Genomic DNA, 18,980 nt, shown 5'->3' on the forward strand with positions numbered 1-18,980 from the left:
TAAGAAAGATTAGAACTTAACAGTGTAACCAACAGACAGGATGTCGTCATCGTCTGCAGCAGTAACACCTTCCAGGTCAACCCACTCTACGTCCAGAGACGCCTGGGAACCCAGCTTGTATACAGCACCCAGACCGTACTGGCTGTCGATTTCGTTGTTGATGTCATCATCAACGTCGTGGTAGTTAGCCCACAGAGTCAGGTTGTCGATTTTGTGGGAAACTTTGATGCTAGCTACGTCAGTCTGAGCAGTAGTAGTATCATTTTCCTGGTAACCCAGAGCTACAGTAGTAGCACCGAAAGTGTATGCACCGGAGATACCAGTGAATTCAGTCTCAGCAGCATCGTACTTGTCATCAGCAGCCCAATGAGCAACAGACAGATCCAGACCGTTTGCAACGTAGTTTGCACCGATCAGCCATACGTCGTCGTCAGAGTCAGCATCGCTAGGAGTACCGTCCTGATCCATTACAACACCAACGTATGCAGTGAAGCCGTTCATTGCTGGAGATACGTAAGCAACAGTGGAACCCAGGAAGTCTGGAGTCATGTCGCAAGCAGTAGTCATTTCAGACTGGTTGCAAACTTTAGAAGGAACAGCTTCAGCTGGGTTAGCAATCTGACCCGCCAGAACTGTACCGAAATCGCCAGTTACACCAACGAATGCTTTACGAGTGTTCAGAGTAGAAGTAGAAGCATTGTACTCTGTAGGACCTACAGATGGGTTAACTTCAAATTCGTAGCCGTACAGGCCTTTAACACCATCGATACCCAGATCTGCATCGCCTTTGATACCGATACGGAAGTCGTCAGACTCAATGTTCAGGTCTTCAGAGTCCTGAGCAGTCAGACGTACTTCGAACTTACCGTACAGAGTAGCGTCAGCCTGTGCGATCATTGGTGCAGTCATTGCGCCAGCAACAGCCAGAGCGATCAGTGACTTTTTCATCAACATTTCCCCTTCAATATATTCAACATACTAGTAGTGAATTATTAATTTTTCTTAGCATAACGCACTCTATGCGCTATTACGCTATGAAAATACTATAAAAAAAAAATATTTCAAATAAATGAAAGATTTTTTCTTCTAAATTCTTTTCGGCAAAAAATCAGTTTTCTGAATAGCTGCCGGTCATTTTGCCTGACTTTTACTGATTTGAGGCTACTTTTCGGCCTTCAGCAGTCGCCAGCGTATCTAAATTTCGCGCATTACAACATAGACCCAGCCCTTGTGCAACCTTTGCTCTGGCCAATATCGACCTTATCGACACCTACAAAAGTATTAGTCGTCAAGTTGGTTGATCTGGGTCAAGCCAGCACTTTAGACCACTGTTGTTGCAATCGTTTTACAGAGACGGTCATTTCCGTCCCTAACTGTTGAGCGAACAGCGAAATACGTAGCTCTTCGATCATCCAGCGGTAGTTTTCCAGCTCGGGATCAAAGACCCCTTGCGAACGGTGTTTTTCCAGCCTGGCTTCATACTGCTTATAAAAGCCGCCCAGTTGCTCGCTGTGCAGCACTTCCTGTCGCAGACTACGCCGGAATTTCTCCAGCCGTACTTCGATCCCTTTCAGGTAACGGGGGTATCGATTCAGCACCTGACGGGAATTCTGCTGTAATGCATCGGCACTGAACAACAGCGCAAGCTGCTGTTTTATATCGTTCAGTACCGGCACTTCGTTCAGTTGCACTTTGCCTTTAAGCTGTTTCTGAATCCGGTTGTAGGATTGAGCCATTTCCAGCATCAGCTCCAGCAGGGATTCAGCTTCCGGCACCAAATCAGTCCGGGCACGCTGAACTGCGGTGGCAAAAGCGCCCTGATCACGCACCAACTGCCGATCCAGTTGCATCAACTCGCGGCAAGCTGACCAGATAATATCGGCTTCAAGTTTCTGCGGGTTCAACATGCCCCCGGTTAGCAGTGCAATCTGGGTCAGTTTATCTTTTGCTAATGCTTTTTTAACAAAGCGGATCTGCTCTTTGAGTTGTAACAGGGCTAACCTGACAATACCCTGCAAGCTGGCCTGATCCGCTTCTGCTTTGTGCGGTTTCAGACAGAGCGAAACCGACTCTGTGTTATCCACCAATGCAGGATAGGCCTCAACCTCTACTCCGGCGTATTTATTTATGCGGATACTTTCCTCCAGCTCACCAAAGCTCCATTCGGTAAGCCCTTCCCGGCCCCAGTCCTGATCCGACTTCTGAGCAAGCCGTTCGCCAATCTGCGAAGAGTACTTTTTGTTAAGCTGCTCCCAATCGCGGGATTCTTCCAGTAAACGCCCTTTTTCATCCACCAGACGGATATTCATCAGCAGGTGATCAGTCAATTCACTGCGACGCAGATCCTCCACCTGGAGGCGCACACCGGTCATACGCAGTAACTGGTGAGCGAAGACTTCGTACAGATCCCCCACACCAAATTCCGCTGCCTGAACAAACGCCTCCACATAGTTCGGCACCGGGACAAAGTGTTTGCGCTGCTGTTTTGGCAGGCCCTTGAGGATCGCCGTGCACTTCTCTTCCAGCATTCCCGGCACCAGCCATTCCATCTGTTGCAGCGGCAGCGCCGTTAACAGGGGCAGCGGTACCTGCAGGCTGACGCCGTCATCCCTGGCACCGGGAGCGAAGTTGTAAAACAGGCGTAAGCGGGCCTCTTCCCATTGCAGGTAATCGGGAAACGCCTGAGCCGTTACATGGTCTGCTGAGCGCTGCAGGATATCTTCCTCCTGCATCAAGAGCGCTTCCGGCTGCTCCTGCTCAATCTGCTTACGCCACTTTTCGAAACCAGCCGCATTCACCAGATGTTCTGCATTGAGAGATTTCAGACGCAGACGGTAGAACTCAAACAACTGCTCCTCATCCACCAGCAGGTCTTTACGTCGCGACTTGGCTTCCAGTTGCTCTACATCACGCAGCAACGCTCTGTTTTTCCGGATAAAAGTCGCCTGAGTCTTCAGCTCACCTTCTACCAGCGCCTGACGAATGAAGATCTGATGCGCCAACTGAGCGTCAATCTTACTGAAGCTGACTTTACGCTTTGGCACGATAATCAGCCCATACAGCGTTACCTGTTCGGTGGCAACCACCTCCCCGCGCTTTTTCTCCCAGTGCGGCTCAGAGTAATTTTTCTTGATCAGATGCGGAGCCAGCTTCTCCGCCCAGAGGGGATCGACCCGGGCGATACAGCGGGCATACAACTGACTGGTCTCCACCAGCTCGGCCGCCATCACCCACTTCGGGGCTTTTTTATAAATACCTGACCCCGGAAACAGGAAGAATCGACGGTTGCGCGCACCGAGATACTCTTTGCCTTCCTGTTTAAAGCCCATATGGCTGAGCAAACCGGCCAGCAGGGAGCGATGTACCGCTTCATAGGAGGCAGGCTCACTGCGCTCGACAAAACTACCGTCCTGCTCTTTCAGGTTTTTACAGATAAGGTGTAACTGACGGTGGGTATCACGCCACTCCCGCATGCGCATATAGGAGAGGAACTGTTTCGCACAGTATTTTCGCAACTGATTCTGGCTCAGCTCCTGGCGCTGCTCTTCATAAAGATCCCACAGGTTCACCAGAGTAAGGAAATCGGACTCCTCATGGGCATACAGACGATGTTTTTCATCACTCGCCTGACGTTTATCCTGAGGGCGCTCCCGCGGATCCTGAATACCCAGTGCACTGACAATAATCAGCACCTCACGCAAACAGTTATTGCGTGCGGCTTCGATCACCATTCTTCCAAGACGGGGATCGATCGGTAACTGTGCTAACTGGCGACCAATTCGGGTAATACCGCGCTTTGAGTCAACCGCACCCAGTTCCTGCAACAATTTGAAGCCATCATTGATATAACGACTGTCGGGCGGATCGACAAACGGAAACTCAGCGATATCTCCGAGCTTGAGCGACAACATCTGCAGAATAACCGCCGCCAGATTCGTCCGCCGGATCTCGGCATCCGTAAATTCAGGACGGCTGACAAAATCTTCTTCAGCATAAAGCCGGATGCAGGTACCTTCCGAAACACGACCACAACGCCCGGCACGCTGATTGGCACTGGCCTGTGATACAGCCTCAATCGGCAAACGCTGCACTTTAGAGCGATAGCTGTATCGACTGATACGCGCCAGGCCGGTATCGATCACATATTTAATACCCGGCACCGTCAGGGAGGTTTCAGCGACATTCGTCGACAACACCACCCGGGTGCCAACAGCCCCTTTACTACGCTGAAACACCCGGTTCTGCTCCGCCAGAGACAAGCGCGCATAGAGTGGCAGTATATCGACGTGTTTCAGCTCAGCCCGACGCAACTGGTCGGCGGTTTCGCGGATCTCCCGCTCCCCCGGAAGGAACACCAGAATATCGCCCTGCGGCCCCCTGCCCTGTTTGCGCTCCATCTGCAGCAGCTCCTCAACCGCAGCCAGTACGCCCTGTTGCAGGTCAAGCGCCTTATCATCGTCCGATTCCAGCTCATGCAGCGGGCGATAAAGCACCTCCACAGGATAGGTACGCCCGGAAACTTCAATAATTGGTGCGTCATTGAAATGCTTTGAGAAGCGCTCCAGATCAATGGTGGCGGAGGTGATAATCAGCTTAAGGTCCGGACGTTTCGGCAGAATCCGTTTGATATAACCCAGCAGAAAATCGATGTTTAGGCTGCGCTCATGAGCCTCATCGATAATCAGGACTTCATATTTTTCGAGAAAGCGGTCATGTCGGGTTTCGCCCAGCAAAATACCATCGGTCATCAACTTGACCTGAGTACTGTCGCCTACCTGATCGTGAAACCGTACCTGATAGCCGACACGCTCGCCCAGCGTGGTATCCAGCTCTTCAGCAATCCGCGAAGCCACTGTCCGGGCGGCCAGACGGCGCGGCTGGGTATGACCAATCAGCCCCTTGCAGCCCAAACCCAGATCGAGACAGATTTTTGGCAACTGCGTCGTCTTACCGGACCCGGTCTCGCCGGCGAGCACCACCACCTGATTTTCCGCTATCGCTTTGGCAATCTCCTCACGCCGTGAAGAGATCGGCAGATCCGGAAAAACAATCTCCTGCTTTGCAGACAGCTCTTTGCGCAGCGCAACCCACTCTACCGAAGCAGCAATATCATCTGCCAGTTTATTCAGTGCGGCCTCATCCGTGCCCTCTTTCAATCGATCCAGACGACGTTTTAGGTGGAATCGGTCAGATAATTTACATTCGCCGAGCAGTGCACGGAGCTGTTTCTTACTGTGGGCCAAAAGTCTTGCCTTAGCTGTTCTTCAATGAGGCGGCAATTCTAATGCATTGCAGAAGGGGCTTCACCTTTATCTCGGCATGAGAGCCAGGTACGGGGGAGGAGCCCCTCCCCCAAAAGATAAATATGTAGTCAGACTGCTGACTGAACCTGAATAGGCAGGTGCTTAGTTTTCAACGCTGAGTAGCTGCTCCGGCAGGAAACCGGCGCAGAAATTACCCCAGTGCTGGCCATTCACATACAGCGGTATGGAGATGGAGTTCATAATTTCGCCGGTATCACGGATAAAGGTCAACAACAGGAAAGGTGATGTCTGATTGGCACGACGCTGCTCCCCCCGGTTCGCGTTATAAAAGCGGCGATGGCGACTGAGTGCATTGTCCTTATCAAAATCGCCCGTCATCGGCTGCGATATTTTGCTGTTATGCGCCGGGCAGTAGCCGTTTTTATCAAACGCACAGGCAATAACGAATTCGGGATTTTCCGCGGTGACCTGATCGTAAATCGGCTGCATCACACGTTCAAACGCATCGGTGTAGCTGGTATCGAACTTCTCAGGCAATTGATCAGGGTTACTGCGCTGGTATGCGGTATCAAACAGATTGAGCCCCTGAGCCGCCAGATGATCCAGCGCTTGCTGAACCCGGCCGGCACCTTCGCGGGTTTTGCTGAGGATATCTTCAAAACCGCCGTAGCCAATTTTGAAGCGCGACAGCAACTCCTGCATCTCCTCAGTGGAACCTTCCAGTTCCAGTGAGTGATTCGCAGACAACTCCATCTCAGAGCGGATCGATCCCGAGAGCTGAGTAATTTCGGTGACATGGGTATGGGTATTGTCGTTGGTATAAGACAACTCCTCAATCGCCGCACTGATCTCATTCATCTGCTCACTGACCTGCTCGAAGTCAGCAATCATGGAGATAAACTTCTCACTGCTCTGCGAAATATAGCTGTCTGTATCTGTGACATAGCTCATAATATTCGCAGCCCCACTGCGGGTGCCTTCAACCAGCGTCACCATCTCATTGATGTTACTGTCGATCTCTTTGGTCGCCTCGTTCACTTTCTGAGAGAGCGTGCGCACTTCATCAGCCACCACAGCAAAACCACGTCCGGCTTCACCTGCACGCGCGGCCTCGATAGAAGCGTTAAGGGCCAGCAGATTGGTCTGATCAGAAAAATCCTGAACCAGATTCAGTACCTTGAGAATATTCTCCGAATTAGCCGACAACTGCTCAACTACACCACGGAAATCACTGACCTGAGATTCGATCGCCCGCATCTGCTCACGCACATGCTGCATCTCTTCCCCCGCAACCCGGATCTCCTGCAGATTATTGTCATTACTGCTGGAGATACTCTGGGTATGCTGAGCGATCTCCGCTATCGCCTGAGAAGCCTCCTGACTGGCCTGAAACACCTTCTGTGCCTGCTCCTCCTGAGACTGCGCCGACTGCTCCGCTTCCAGAATAACCTTCTGTAACTGGTTAGCACTCAGCGCCACCTTGACACTGCGTTGCCGGGTATCGGCGATCATCTGTTTCAGGCTTTCAGAGAAGCCATTGTAGCTTTTCGCCAGCAGTGAAATTTCATCGAAAGTGTAATCCGGCAGCGTTGCCGAGATATCGCCGTCCTGTTCTTTTACTGCACTTAACACCTCAGTGATCTGATTAACCGGGCGCAAAAACAGATGACGCATGAACAGGATACTGAACCCTGCCACCAGCAAGCCGAATACAGCCACCACCAGTACCGCCTGCAGCAGACTGTCGCCGACTGTCCGGATAACCTCAGCGGTCTGTCCATCGGCAGCCGATAATTGCTGCACCACAGGCTGCAACTCAAGATAGCTCCAATATCCCGCCAGCATCATCAGAATGCCTGGCAGCGACAGAAAAACCACGTTACCGACTATTTTTTTACTAAGGGAGTTGAAGCAGACACGTTCAACCGACTGATAAATACTCAAGGCAGCGACCTCTTTTGTTGTTCTTATACGCTGATGCTACTAAAGGATGAAACAAAAGATAAGCCCATAAGACACATAGATGACACTCAAAAACAAAAAACAGGTATCAGGTTACAAAAAATTACAATTTGTTACCCGCTCAATAAGCCAGTACGACCACCCCTGCCCACCATTAAATTAACCCTATAAATTTATTAGCTTTTTTAAACAGCGCAGCCACTCTGAAACATTCATTTCTCGCGCAAAAACGGCTTTGAATACGAATACCCACACAAAGTAAATGACACAACAATAAAATTTAATATTGATTTTGCGTATCACTTTAAAATAACCTTACTTTCGTTAATGTATTAAATAATTACAACAAGACACATAGACGAGGTTAAGAGAATGGCTTCACACGACAAGATTGCTAACACCATGGACATGCCACCGGAAACGCCGCAGCCGAATATCTACCCGCTGCGCTGGGAAACCAAAACGTCCAAAGCGGAGGAGATCTGGGATGCATCATTACGCGAAGCATGGAACCCGAAAGACCTGCCATGGGACACCTTCGACGTTTCCAGTTACTCCTGGGAAGAGCGTGAAGCTATCGCTTACTGGTGGACCCTGCTGTCTGTATTTGACGCGTCTGCGCCGCCAGTATTTGCAGAAGCCTTCATAAAAACCTATGAAGATCACGAAGAAGATGCGATTCGTCGCTGCTTCTTCTCCGTTACCCGTGATGAGCAGAACCACGAACAGATGTGTGGTCTGGCCATTACAAAATTACTGGAGTGCGCCAGCCCGCTGGAATACGAGCCAAAAACCGATCTGGGTAAACGTCTCAAACGTAATGCTGCATGGCTTTACTACAACGGCGGTCGTTACTGGAACGGTTACAAACAGGCCGTGCCTAAGTACAGCCTCGCTGTACTGTTCAGCTCCTTCCTGATGGGTGAAATTGCTGCGGCAACGATCTTTAAGCAGATGTCTGAGAGCTGTGAGGAGATGGTGTTCCAGGAAGCATTCAAGAACATCGGTCGTGACGAAGGCCGCCATATGGCGATCTGCCTCTCTCTGATGGAACGCGACTATCCGAAGCTGACCGACGAAGAGAAGAAGATCATCACCAAGCAGATCCGCGCGGGCTACCTGTTCCTCTCTGCGGTACTGTTTGAGCCACCCGCAGAGTTCTGGGATCTGCCGGAAGACTTCATTGACACACAGCGCGAAGCTGAAGCGATCGCCCGCGAAGCCGGCTTTGGCATTCCTGATTTCGAAGCGAAGAAGGATAACTGGCGCGCTGCCATGCTCAACCTGAAGGCGGTACTGGATAAGTACGACACCCCATTCCCGGCGATCCCTGAAGTAGATATCACCGGCGAAGAGGTAACCCAGGCTGATCTGGATGCGGCGGATATTATCCCGATCTTCTGATCCTGTCTGACTTAATCCAGACCACACAAGCCAAAGGCCCCTCTTTGGCCTGAGAACCTGCGAACAAGTCCTGTTAGCACTTACACGACTGGTTCGCAGGTTTCTTTGCTATAACCCTTCAGGAGAAAAAGCATGGGAGTTGTCAGACTTTCCCCTTCCGGTAAGGAAGTAGAATCAAGCGCAGGTGAAACCGTACTGGAAACCCTGGAACGGGCCGGATACGCCCTGCCCAACAACTGCCGGGCAGGTGCCTGTGGTGAGTGTAAGGTTAAGGTCACCAGCGGCGAGTTTGACCAGGGAATGGTGCTGGATATGGCCCTGTCTCAGGAAGAACGCGCCGAAGGCTACGGCCTGATGTGCATGTGCAAACCATTGACCGATGAGCTGGAGATTGAGTGGGGTACTGAAGACGCTCAACCGAAACTGTTCCCACCCAGTGAAAATATCCGTTTTATCGTGGTTGACCGGATTGAACGCACCCCACGTATCACTGAACTGCGCATCCGCCCGATTGGCCAGCAGATGCGTTACTGGCCCGGTCAGTATGTGATGCTTAACGACGTGGAACGTAAGATCACGCCACGCTGTTATTCCATTGCCAACGCACCGACCAACGACGGTGAAATTGTCCTGCAGATCACCCGGGTACCTGAGGGCGAAACCAGCAACTGGGTGCATGACAACCTGTTTCCCGGAAAAATGCTGAATGTTTCCGGCCCCTACGGGACTTTTATCGGCGATCCCAGCACCGATGGCCCGGTACTCTGTCTGGTTGCAGGCACCGGGCTCGCCCCCATTCTGTCTCTGGCCGATGCAGCTTTACGCCGTGGCTTCAAACAGCCGGTACACCTGATGTTCTCCGCTCAAAAGGAAGAGGATATCTACGATAAAGGGCTGATGGCGTTCTGGAATGCCAAACACCGCCGGTTTAAATTTATCCCGACCCTGACCCGGGAAGAGAAAGAAGGCTATCTGCACGGCCGTATCCCGGCGATTCTGGGCGAGCATTACCCCGACCTGTCACAGCATTCGGTGTATATTGCTGGCAGCCCGGATTTTGTCGAAGCCTGCTCAGAAGCTGCTATGGCGCTGGGTGCCAGTGAAACCATGATCCACAAAGAGGGATTTTTTGATCAGGCCCTGCCGGAAGCTCCGGCAAGTGACCGACTGGTCTGAAATCCATCCTGAAACCACCCAACCGGGTGGTTTTTTTCACGATTTCGACTGCTGGCCTTATCGGGCCTGTAGGGTGCAATAGCAAAGCGTATTGCACAAATCGGGATTCCCCTCATGCCACAACTTCTCATTTTTGGGTTACGCTCCGCTAACCCAACCTACAATCCTTTCACAAAGGCTCCGCACCGGCCATGCAGGGTGCAATAGCAAAGCGTATTGCACCAATGAAAACCCATCCGGCAAACCCATAAATTTTTTTGGGTTACGCTCCGCTAACCCAACCTACAACCCTTTCAGAAAGGATCGCACCGACCATGCAGGGTGCAATAACGAAGCGTATTGCACCAATGAAAACCCATCCGACAAACCAATAATTTTTTGGGTTACGCTCCGCTAACCCAACCTACAATCCTTTCACAAAGGCTCCGCACCGCCCATGCAGGGTGCAATAGCAAAGCGTATTGCACCAATGAAAACCCATCCGGCAAACCAATAATTTTTTTGGGTTACGCTCCGCTAACCCAACCTACAATCCTTTCACAAAGGCTCCCCACCGACCATGTAGGGTGCAATAGCAAAGCGTATTGCACCAATGAAAACCCATCCGGCAAACCCATAAATTTTTTTGGGTTACGCTCCGCTAACCCAACCTGCAATCCTTTCACAAATGCTCCGCACCGACCATGTAGGGTGCAATAGCAAAGCGTATTGCACCAACCGGGATTCATCCCGCAGGCATCATTTACAGGGTATGGGTTCAAATCAGATAGAAAAAAGGGAGCGGGCCGCTCCCAAGGTTCTCAAGCTGCCAAAGTGACTTGAGGGCAGATCCGGGACGGTCGCCCCGAACCTAGCAGAGGAAAGAATAAAACAAATAAACGGTGTGCCGCGCGAAGGGGTACGCAGCACAACCGGATCAGCGGTTGATGTTAACCACCTGAATTGTGGTGTACTCCAGCAGGCCTTCCTGACCAAACTCGACACCAAAGCCTGACATTTTACAGCCGCCAAACGGTGCGTGAGGCAGTACTTCAGCATGACCGTTGATCCATACGGTGCCACACTCAAGCTGCATACCCACTCTCTGTGCCAGTTCCAGATCAGAACCCCAGACAGAGCCACCCAAACCATTTTCACTGGCGTTGACCGCAGCCACCGCCTGATCCACATCGCTGTAGGCGATGATCGGCAGTACCGGGCCAAACTGTTCTTTATCGACTACCGCCATGCCATCTTTTGCACCGGTAACAATGGTCGGCGCAATAAAGTAACCATTACCGGCAGGTAAGGCCGCAGAAGCATGCACCTGAGCACCATTGTCTGCCGCATCCGCAATCAGGCTGTTAACCAGATCGTACTGCATCTTATTTTGCAGCGGACCGAAGCTGACACCTTCATCAAAGCCGGAACCGACTTTCTGCTGAGCTGCAATGGCTATCAATTTTTCTGCCAGTTCATCGTATTGAGACTCATGTACATAGAGTCGCTTCAGAGCGGCACAGGTCTGGCCCATATTCAGGAAAGCCGTCTGGAAGATACCTTCAGCGATGGCATCCAGATCAGCGCCCGGCAGAACGATACCGCCATCGTTACCTCCCAGTTCCAGCGTCAGGCGTTTCAGATTGGCCGCCGCGCTGCGCATAATATGCTGTCCCGTCGGGGTAGATCCGGTGAAAACAATCTTCGAAATCCCCGGATGTGCACTCATCGCCGGGCCGACCTTCTCTTCATCGGTCAGCACATTGATCACACCGGCAGGCACCACTTCGCTGATCAGTTCGACCAGACGCAGGGTATTAAACGGCGTCAGCGGAGAAGGCTTAACCACCACGGTATTACCGGTCCGCAGCGCTGGCATGATATGCCATACCGCAATCATCAGTGGCCAGTTCCATGGCAGAATCGAGCCAACAACACCGATCGGTTTACGATGCATCTCAATACGCTTGTTTTCGCTGTCCTCGATCACCTCAACCGGTACTTCCAGTTCAGCGGTGTAACGGGTCCAGGCAACAGCACCACCCACTTCCATCTGTGCCAGCGGCATGGGTTTGCCCTGTTCACGCACAATGATCTCAGCCAGTTCAGCAGCATTCTGCTCGATCTTATCAGCGATCTGATGCAGCAGCGCTTTGCGCTCATCATGGCTGGTGTGCTGGAAGGATTTAAAAGCCTCAGCCGCAGCAGCAACCGCCTGATCAAGCTGTGCAACCGACGCTTTAGGGCATTCAGCAAACGCCGCTGCCGTCGCCGGATCGATAACCGGGAAGCTTCCTTCATCCCCGGCAACAGCGCTGCCATTAATCAGCATGGAGTAGTGTTTAGTCATAGAGCATGCATCCGAATTCTGTGAAGTTAAAACCGCCGGGACAGAGCCCGGCGGTCCAGTAGATCGTTTTTTCCGAAGGGGTTAGAAAGGTACGATCGCCAGAACCTGGAAGTAAGTGTTGGTATCATCGTTACCCTGAGTGCTACCAGCAGAATCAGGCGTATAGAAACCCAGCAGCGGGCTGATGATCAGGTTATCGTTAACCACCCACTCCGCGTACAGGTCAATTTCCTGACCATCCATCGCATCACCTGCAGTGCCGCTGAAGTCGAAGAACAGCGCACCCACTGCCAGTGTTTCAGTCGGTGCCGCTTTCAGCGCAATGTGATGAACATCGGTATCGCTGTTGAAAGGACCGGCATAGTTTGCCGCTACTTCACCCTGGAACCAGGTACCGTAGCCACGGTTAAAGCCGAAGAACAGAGGGTCAAAACCTTCATCGAAGGTGCTGTAGCGATAGTTTACGCTTGGGGTCCAGGCTACGTCAGCAAACGTCCAGCCCGCTTCCACGTACCAGGCGTCGCCGTCGGCGCTGTTATCACCCGCGTTCTGGGTAACAAACTCACCGGACAGGAACAGGTTCTCAACACCGGCACTGCCCTGATAGCGCAGGCTGAAAGTGTCCTGACCATCACGGTGGTCATAACCATAGCCCTGTTCAACATCCAGACCGTTCAGGTACATAGCACCGAAGGTACCGGTCTCGGTTACGTACTCAACGTTGATACCCGCCATCTCAGGCTTAGCCTGTGCAACGTTATCAGACTCGAACCAGAACAGGTCAGAACGCAGGCCGGAGTCACCACCCACGCGCAGCATTGCCGTTTTGTCGAACGCTTTACGACCTGCCAGCCAGTACGCACCACCCCGGTCAAACTCATCACCCAGACCTTCACCCAGGTTCAGCGCATCGCCGTTAATCAGGAAGCCGTCGCCGAAAGAAAGGTTCTGACGACCAACAGAGAAGTCGATCATGTCGTTACGGTAACCGATATACGCGTCTTCCAGATCGATTTCACGCTCATCACCGGTGGTGAAGCCCGCAGGATCACCGTCACCCCAGGTACCGCTGAACAGCGCGTTGATGCCACCGTAAACCTGAGCACCGTTGTCAAGATTACGGAAACCGCTGAAGCCCGCTTTGATGTAAGCTTCCTGCCAGTCACGGCTTTCACCGGTGTTACCACCCACCGTGTTGTAGGTTTCTTCACTGCTGAAAACACCGAAGATCGCCTCAACATCCAGATTCACCTCACCGGCATCGCTGGAACTCAGATTATAGGCCTGGGCAGGCATGGCAACTGCTGCCGCTACCGCAGCGGTCAACAGAGATTGGGTAAACATTTTTTTCATCGGGATGGCTCCTCCACCGATCACAATCATCTTTCTTGTTATTGACCGCAGCCATGAGGACTTACGGTTTTGATCAGATGATAGTAAAACGGCGGTGTAAACCAGATACGCGATGAATGTCTTAAATTGTTCTCAGATGTAACAGAACGTAACCAGAACCCTGAACTGAACGCTCAGAAGCGAGCCCCTTGCTGTTGCAGCCAGCCCAGCACCATCTTCTGCTGCGGCTCGGAGAGCCCCCCGGCAGCAAGCCGGCTGAGTAGTTCCGGCAGATCCCGGCTACTACGGTAGGCAGTCACTACCGGCGCCAGAGGCGTACCGGACAGATGCCAGATGCCCAGCGGCTGGTCCGGTGTTGTCACCACATCCACCATCTGCACAAAACCATGATTCACCACCGGGCGCTGACAGACCTGAACCTGATCAATATCCGCTGGCAGATGCAGGGGCTGATCATCCGGCCAGTGACTACGTCCCTGCCAGAACGGCTGCTCCGGCCACTGCTGTTCCATGGCATAAAAATCGCGGCCAATCCGGGCAAAGCGATAGAACAACTCAGTAATTCTGAGTTGATGAAACTGCTGCGCCAGACGCGCCTGTGAAGGTTTATTCAGCAGCGTATTGATCACCGCAGGCGCCTGCAACGAGGAGGAAAGCGTCTGAAAAATCCCGTTACCGGAGAGCGGATCAACCGACATCGCCGCATCGCCGACCCTGATCCAGTTCGGGCCTGATGCTTCTTCGCAAAGCACCGGCGTGCTGGTACGGGCATGCAGCTCTCCGGTAGGTTCTGCACCACTGAGAAACGGCGCCGCCTGATCCAGACGCAGCAGCTGCTCATTACAGAACTCCACCAACCGGTTTTTTTCCGGCAGCGCGGCACTGGCCACATCAAAGGTCAACTGCAGATAGCGTCTCCCCAATCCATCGGATGCCAGCCATGCCCAGCCACGATCAAAACTCTGCACCGCAGAGCGGCGCTCCATCTCACTCCCCTGCCAGTACTGCAGCAGGGAAACCGTTTCCGCACCGCGCAGGCGCTTAAGCTGACCGCCCGGTGCTGCCCTGCCCCGGGCCTCAACCAGAAAATCCGCCTGCAAAACAATCGGCTGCCCGCAGGATTCCACCTGAATTTCATGACCAAACTCAGCGCTTTTAACCCCTTTAACCCGGCCCTGAATCACATGCACACCCTGCATCGCCAGATCCATCATCAGCGACTGATCAAACAGAACCCGATCAATCAGACGCTCTGTATTCGCCTGGTTACTCTCTCCGTTCCAGGTGACAAATCGCGGCCCCGGCTCCGGAAGATCTTTCAGCGCATGCTGAAACCCCGCGCCACGCAGCCCTTCCACCACACGTTCGGATATCCCCTCCATCGCTTTGAATGGACGGGCTTCGGTCACCAGCGTGATTCTTTCATAACCAAGCTTCTGCAAGCCCAGCGCGACCGCCGCACCTGAGGGGCCGCCACCGAGGATTACAATTTCGCGTTGTTGACTCAGCATCCTTTCTCCCTCTAGCGCAGTCGTCGTTCCGGGCCAAAATAAACCGCCCGCTGTTTAAGTATGGCAGCCGCTTCGGCGCTCTTCAGACCGGGCTGCTCCTGCAACAGTTTAGCCAGATGACCGCACATATGCGCACAACCCAGACTGGCACCTGCCCGGGCCTGAACTCCATCAAATCCGAGTACGTGTCCGCCAAAGTCGGCAAACTCCGTTTCCAGACAGGAGATCTCATCGACCGAACAACGTGCATCGCCGGTCATGCGTAAAACACCCGGATAGGCCGAAGGATAGACCGGCTCCCCCCGTGCCGGAGAGGATGCACAGAGGATCACCCCCTGCGCAACCGCACGTGCCACCGCGCCGGCGAGTACCTCGCGATCCTGACGCAGGCCCAGACTCATATTGATCAGGCGTACCCCCTGCTCACAGAGCCAGTCGATTGCAGCCGCAACCTGCGCCGGACTGGTTACCCCGCGACGATCAAATACCTGAGCCATATACAGTTCAGCCTGCGCCGCATGATGGCTGATAATTTCGGCAATCCGGGCACCGTGATCCATCTCATCAGGCCCCGCCTCACCCATCCATAGCGCGCCATCCTCAAGGTAGAAAGCCGCACTGTCTGCCAGCAACTGATCCGCGGCGGCGCCGCTGTCGATTACACCTACTTTGACTGTCATCGGTTACTCCACTGTCAGCTCAGAAACCGCAACCGGCTTCAGCTTACCGCCCTCAACCTGATAGTGCTGATCAACCCCCAGCAGGGTTGAAGCACGGTGCGAAATCAGAATACGGGTCTGCTGGCTGAACAGATGATCCACCGCCGCTATCACCTCAGCTTCGGTCTGTTCATCCACCGCCGCCGTCGCTTCATCAAGAATCAGCAAACGCGGCTTTTGCAAGATCGCCCGGGCAATCGCAATGCGCTGGCGCTGCCCACCGGAAAGCTGCTGACCTCTTTCACCAAGCTCCGAATCCAGACCCTGCGGCAGATGCTCGATTAAGCCATTTAACTGAGCGGCTCTTGCCGCCTGCTCAACCTCATCATCACTGGCGGAAGGCGCTGCATAGCGAATATTTTCTTTAAGGGAGGCGCGGAACAGCACAATATCCTGACTGACAACCGCCACCTGAGTACGCAGCAGCGCCGGAGCAATGGAATTAACCGGCTGCCCATCCAGCAGAATCTCGCCGCCTGCCGGTTCAAAGTGACGGTGAATCAGATCCACCAGCGTTGATTTACCCACCCCGGAGGTACCACTCAGCGCCACCTTGCTGCCACCGGGTATATAAAGTTCAGCCTGATCAAACACCTTCTCCTGACGCCCCGGATAGGCAAAGTCGAGACCGGAGATACGTAATTCACCGAAACCGGCGGGCAGATCTGCCTGTAATGATGCGGATGCTGAAACATCCGGCTGATGCAAACGTAATTCGTTAACACGCCCCAGGCTGACGCTCATTCGCTGTACCGCCACATAAAGCCCCAGCAGGCTGTTCACCGGCCCGACGGCCATACCCAGATAGGTAGAAAAAGCGATCAGCGAACCCAGTTGCCACTGCCCCTCAATCACCCAGTAGCCACCAATCAGAAATGCACTGGCCCGGGTCATGGACGTCAGGGTATTGGGGATCGCCTGGGTAAAGAATTCGGTGACCTGAAGTTTCAGCAGATCACCCAAGTACTCCTGATTCAGCCCTTCAAGCCGTTTCCGCTCGCGCGGTTCCTGACCAACCGACTGAATAAACTTCATGGCTGGCAGCGTTTCCACCAGAAAACTGGAGATATCGGCCGAACGTTCGCGCAAGCGCCGGGTCTGCACCTCGACCTTCTGCCGCATCCAGCGTAACCAGAGCACCTCCAGCGGAATCATGATCAGCACCAGCAGGGAGAGCTTCCAGGAGAGCAGCAACATCATCACTGCGGCGCCGACCAGCCCGAGAATACTGCTGACCGCAGAGAACAGGCTATCGACCGCAAAACGCTGAATCTGGGCAACATCGCCATCCAGTCGCGATATCAGATCACCGATCCGCTGACGACCATAAAACAGAGGTGATAAACCCTGAAGGTGCTGGTAAAGATCATTGCGCAAAGCAAACAGAATGCGGCCAGATAATCCCGTGTGCAGGTAGCGGTTCACACCCGACAGGGCTGTACTGAAAATCCCGACAAAGATCATCCCTATAGCAATAGTCACCAGCGCGGAATAGTCTTTAGCCAGCAGGCCGTCATCGATCAGCATCTTGGTCAGCCAGGGCTGCAGCAGCACCAGCAGAGAGGCACACATCGAGAGCAACAACAGCCCCAGAATCGATTTTTTCTGTGGCCGGACAAAACTGTAGAGCCAGCGGAAAGCCTGTTCCAGTTGGGCCGGGTTATCGTGGGTAACGGTGCGGGAAAGCCATTTCAGCATCAGGTGCTTAACACTCTTCTGATTATCGGATTCAGTCTGAGACAAAAAAGGGGCGATAAGAATCGCCCCTTTTCTTACTGATAAGTGATTACCCTAATCTTAGCGCTGTACTTTTGCAATACGCAGATCAGAGGTCGACATATCACCGGTGAGCTGGATCGAACCGATCTTCTCCAGCGTTTTCGGGTCATGAATCGAAATATCACTCGAGGTACCACCGACATAGATCTTACTACCATCCTGCAGCATGTTCAGGTTGTAGTAGGTGTGTGCCAGAGGCTGAACGATCAGGTTTTTACCCTCTTTGATGTTGTGCTTGGACAACTGGTTAAAAGAGCCGTACACCACATCTTTGTCGTTCGGGTCGGTCAGCCAGTTGAATACGATAAATTCAAATGGCAGCACTTCACCCGTTTCCACCTCACCGGTTTTGGTATCGATACGGGTCATACCCCAGAGGAACTCCGCTTTCTCCATATCGCCCGGCTCGCCGTTCCACTTAATAGTGAAGTACGGCATGATGTATTCGCCAATGTGCTCACCGATGGTGTGCATCTGGAAGGCATCAGGTGGAACCCACTCGCTCTGATCCCGATCCCAGTTCTGCAGTTTCGCCAGAGTACGGATTTCGCCGGTCTTGGCATCAATCGCCTTAACGTCACCACCACCCAGAATAACCTCACCGGTTTTCTCAATGAAACCCAGCTTGGTAATACGACGGTCTACCGGGAAAGTACGGACCGGTTTTGCATCCAGACCATCAGCGGTGTTGTATACCGCCAGACGTGGCTGCAGAGCTTCAAAGTGATCTTTATGCAGTTTCACCGGGTTCTGAACCGTATACAGCTCTTTACCGTCGGCACTCACTGCCATAGAGATCATGCTCTTCACCTGCTCCGTCGGAGAGGACTGTTTCATGGAGAAGACGATCTCGCAGTTGCTGATATCAAAACCAACCACGTCTTCCCATTTATTGGTCATCACGTAAGCGATCTTACCGTCCGGAGAAGGTGCAACCCCACCATTACCGAAGATACCCGGCACATCGCAGCTACGCAGTACCTTGTCAGTTTTGGTATCAATCACATGTAACTGGTTAGGACGGGTCACCGTCAGCAGGTACTCGTCAGTCGCCGCCTGAGCGCTGAAGCCGGTACCCAGCAGAGCCAGACTGGTCATCGCACCACCCAGCAGCTTCGCCGGGCTGAACTTGGATTTACGTTTCATCACTGTCACTCCCTTACTCAGATTCCGGGAAGATGGCATCGATCTTACGCCAGTCTTCATCTGCTTTAGCCACATCCTGAGACCAGTTAGGATGGGTCGACATAGTGTCTGGTACCTGAGCAGGCCACCAGCAGGCGTCTGCACAACCGTAGAGGTCAGACTCCATCGGCTGGCACAGGGAACCCAGGCCACCAAACGGGTCTACTTCCCAGCCCGGATCGTTCACGGAGGTACAGCCGACAACCGACTGCATCGCTACCACCTCTTCCACATCCCCCTGGGAAACGGCGGCATCAAGCATTTTTGCTTTCTTATTGAATGACTTTAAGTGTTTCAT

The 18,980-nt window shown here is 52.9% G+C and carries 12 protein-coding genes; 2 read left to right on the forward strand and 10 right to left on the reverse strand.

From position 1 onward, the window contains the following. Positions 1-9: 9 nt before the first annotated feature. The 3 genes from QUD59_RS01820 to QUD59_RS01830 all read right to left on the reverse strand — a co-directional run bounded on the left by QUD59_RS01820 (position 10) and on the right by QUD59_RS01830 (position 7,208). Positions 10-948: a porin gene (locus tag QUD59_RS01820; RefSeq protein ID WP_286239211.1), complete on the reverse strand. Its 939-nt coding sequence runs from the start codon at positions 946-948 to the stop codon at positions 10-12. Positions 949-1,307: 359 nt separating this feature from the next. Beyond that, positions 1,308-5,243 (reverse strand): ATP-dependent RNA helicase HrpA, encoded by a 3,936-nt coding sequence (gene hrpA / locus QUD59_RS01825; RefSeq protein WP_286239212.1) that lies wholly within the window; start codon positions 5,241-5,243, stop codon positions 1,308-1,310. A 162-nt stretch (positions 5,244-5,405) separates the two neighbouring features. Beyond that, entirely contained in the window at positions 5,406-7,208 is a 1,803-nt protein-coding gene (locus QUD59_RS01830) for a methyl-accepting chemotaxis protein (RefSeq protein WP_286239215.1), read from the reverse strand. 390 nt (positions 7,209-7,598) lie between these two features. Between QUD59_RS01830 and QUD59_RS01835 the strand changes: the two genes are divergently transcribed. Together QUD59_RS01835 and QUD59_RS01840 are read left to right on the forward strand one after the other, a co-directional pair. Beyond that, the gene (locus QUD59_RS01835; RefSeq protein WP_286239217.1) at positions 7,599-8,630 is read left to right on the forward strand and encodes a hypothetical protein; all 1,032 of its coding nucleotides are present in this window, start codon (positions 7,599-7,601) and stop codon (positions 8,628-8,630) included. Positions 8,631-8,762: 132 nt separating this feature from the next. Further along, the gene (locus QUD59_RS01840) at positions 8,763-9,806 is read left to right on the forward strand and encodes a 2Fe-2S iron-sulfur cluster-binding protein (protein ID WP_286239218.1); all 1,044 of its coding nucleotides are present in this window, start codon (positions 8,763-8,765) and stop codon (positions 9,804-9,806) included. Positions 9,807-10,722: 916 nt separating this feature from the next. Here the strand turns inward: QUD59_RS01840 and QUD59_RS01845 are convergent. From QUD59_RS01845 to qhpC, 7 genes are all read right to left on the reverse strand, one after another. Further along, positions 10,723-12,135: an aldehyde dehydrogenase family protein gene (locus QUD59_RS01845; protein ID WP_286239219.1), complete on the reverse strand. Its 1,413-nt coding sequence runs from the start codon at positions 12,133-12,135 to the stop codon at positions 10,723-10,725. Between the two features lie 81 nt (positions 12,136-12,216). Further along, the gene (locus QUD59_RS01850; protein WP_286239220.1) at positions 12,217-13,488 is read right to left on the reverse strand and encodes an alginate export family protein; all 1,272 of its coding nucleotides are present in this window, start codon (positions 13,486-13,488) and stop codon (positions 12,217-12,219) included. Positions 13,489-13,661: 173 nt separating this feature from the next. Further along, the gene (gene qhpG, locus QUD59_RS01855; protein WP_286239221.1) at positions 13,662-14,999 is read right to left on the reverse strand and encodes a flavin-dependent monooxygenase QhpG; all 1,338 of its coding nucleotides are present in this window, start codon (positions 14,997-14,999) and stop codon (positions 13,662-13,664) included. A gap of 11 nt (positions 15,000-15,010) precedes the next feature. Beyond that, positions 15,011-15,679, reverse strand: coding sequence for a subtilisin-like serine protease QhpE (gene qhpE / locus QUD59_RS01860; RefSeq protein WP_286239222.1), 669 nt, complete (start codon positions 15,677-15,679; stop codon positions 15,011-15,013). 3 nt (positions 15,680-15,682) lie between these two features. Continuing rightward, positions 15,683-17,416, reverse strand: a complete 1,734-nt coding sequence (locus QUD59_RS01865; RefSeq protein ID WP_286239224.1) for an ABC transporter ATP-binding protein — start codon at positions 17,414-17,416, stop codon at positions 15,683-15,685. A 99-nt stretch (positions 17,417-17,515) separates the two neighbouring features. Then, positions 17,516-18,643 carry a quinohemoprotein amine dehydrogenase subunit beta gene (gene peaD, locus QUD59_RS01870; protein ID WP_286239226.1) on the reverse strand — a complete coding sequence of 376 codons (1,128 nt, stop codon included), beginning with the start codon at positions 18,641-18,643 and terminating at the stop codon, positions 17,516-17,518. A gap of 13 nt (positions 18,644-18,656) precedes the next feature. Then, complete coding sequence (qhpC, locus tag QUD59_RS01875; protein WP_286239227.1) at positions 18,657-18,980, reverse strand: quinohemoprotein amine dehydrogenase subunit gamma; 324 nt, start codon at positions 18,978-18,980, stop codon at positions 18,657-18,659.

The sequence above is a fragment of the Neptuniibacter halophilus genome (assembly GCF_030295765.1).
Taxonomy (GTDB): domain Bacteria; phylum Pseudomonadota; class Gammaproteobacteria; order Pseudomonadales; family Balneatricaceae; genus Neptuniibacter; species Neptuniibacter halophilus.

What these genes read in the sequence shown, in the direction of transcription:
- QUD59_RS01820 (WP_286239211.1), bottom strand. Translation starts at nt 948, where the DNA reads ATGAAAAAGTCACTGATCGCTCTGGCTGTTGCTGGCGCAATGACTGCA.
- QUD59_RS01835 (WP_286239217.1), top strand. Translation starts at nt 7,599, where the DNA reads ATGGCTTCACACGACAAGATTGCTAACACCATGGACATGCCACCGGAA.
- QUD59_RS01840 (WP_286239218.1), top strand. Translation starts at nt 8,763, where the DNA reads ATGGGAGTTGTCAGACTTTCCCCTTCCGGTAAGGAAGTAGAATCAAGC.
- QUD59_RS01845 (WP_286239219.1), bottom strand. Translation starts at nt 12,135, where the DNA reads ATGACTAAACACTACTCCATGCTGATTAATGGCAGCGCTGTTGCCGGG.
- QUD59_RS01850 (WP_286239220.1), bottom strand. Translation starts at nt 13,488, where the DNA reads ATGAAAAAAATGTTTACCCAATCTCTGTTGACCGCTGCGGTAGCGGCA.
- qhpG (WP_286239221.1), bottom strand. Translation starts at nt 14,999, where the DNA reads ATGCTGAGTCAACAACGCGAAATTGTAATCCTCGGTGGCGGCCCCTCA.
- qhpE (WP_286239222.1), bottom strand. Translation starts at nt 15,679, where the DNA reads ATGACAGTCAAAGTAGGTGTAATCGACAGCGGCGCCGCCGCGGATCAG.
- QUD59_RS01865 (WP_286239224.1), bottom strand. Translation starts at nt 17,416, where the DNA reads ATGCTGAAATGGCTTTCCCGCACCGTTACCCACGATAACCCGGCCCAA.
- peaD (WP_286239226.1), bottom strand. Translation starts at nt 18,643, where the DNA reads ATGAAACGTAAATCCAAGTTCAGCCCGGCGAAGCTGCTGGGTGGTGCG.
- qhpC (WP_286239227.1), bottom strand. Translation starts at nt 18,980, where the DNA reads ATGAAACACTTAAAGTCATTCAATAAGAAAGCAAAAATGCTTGATGCC.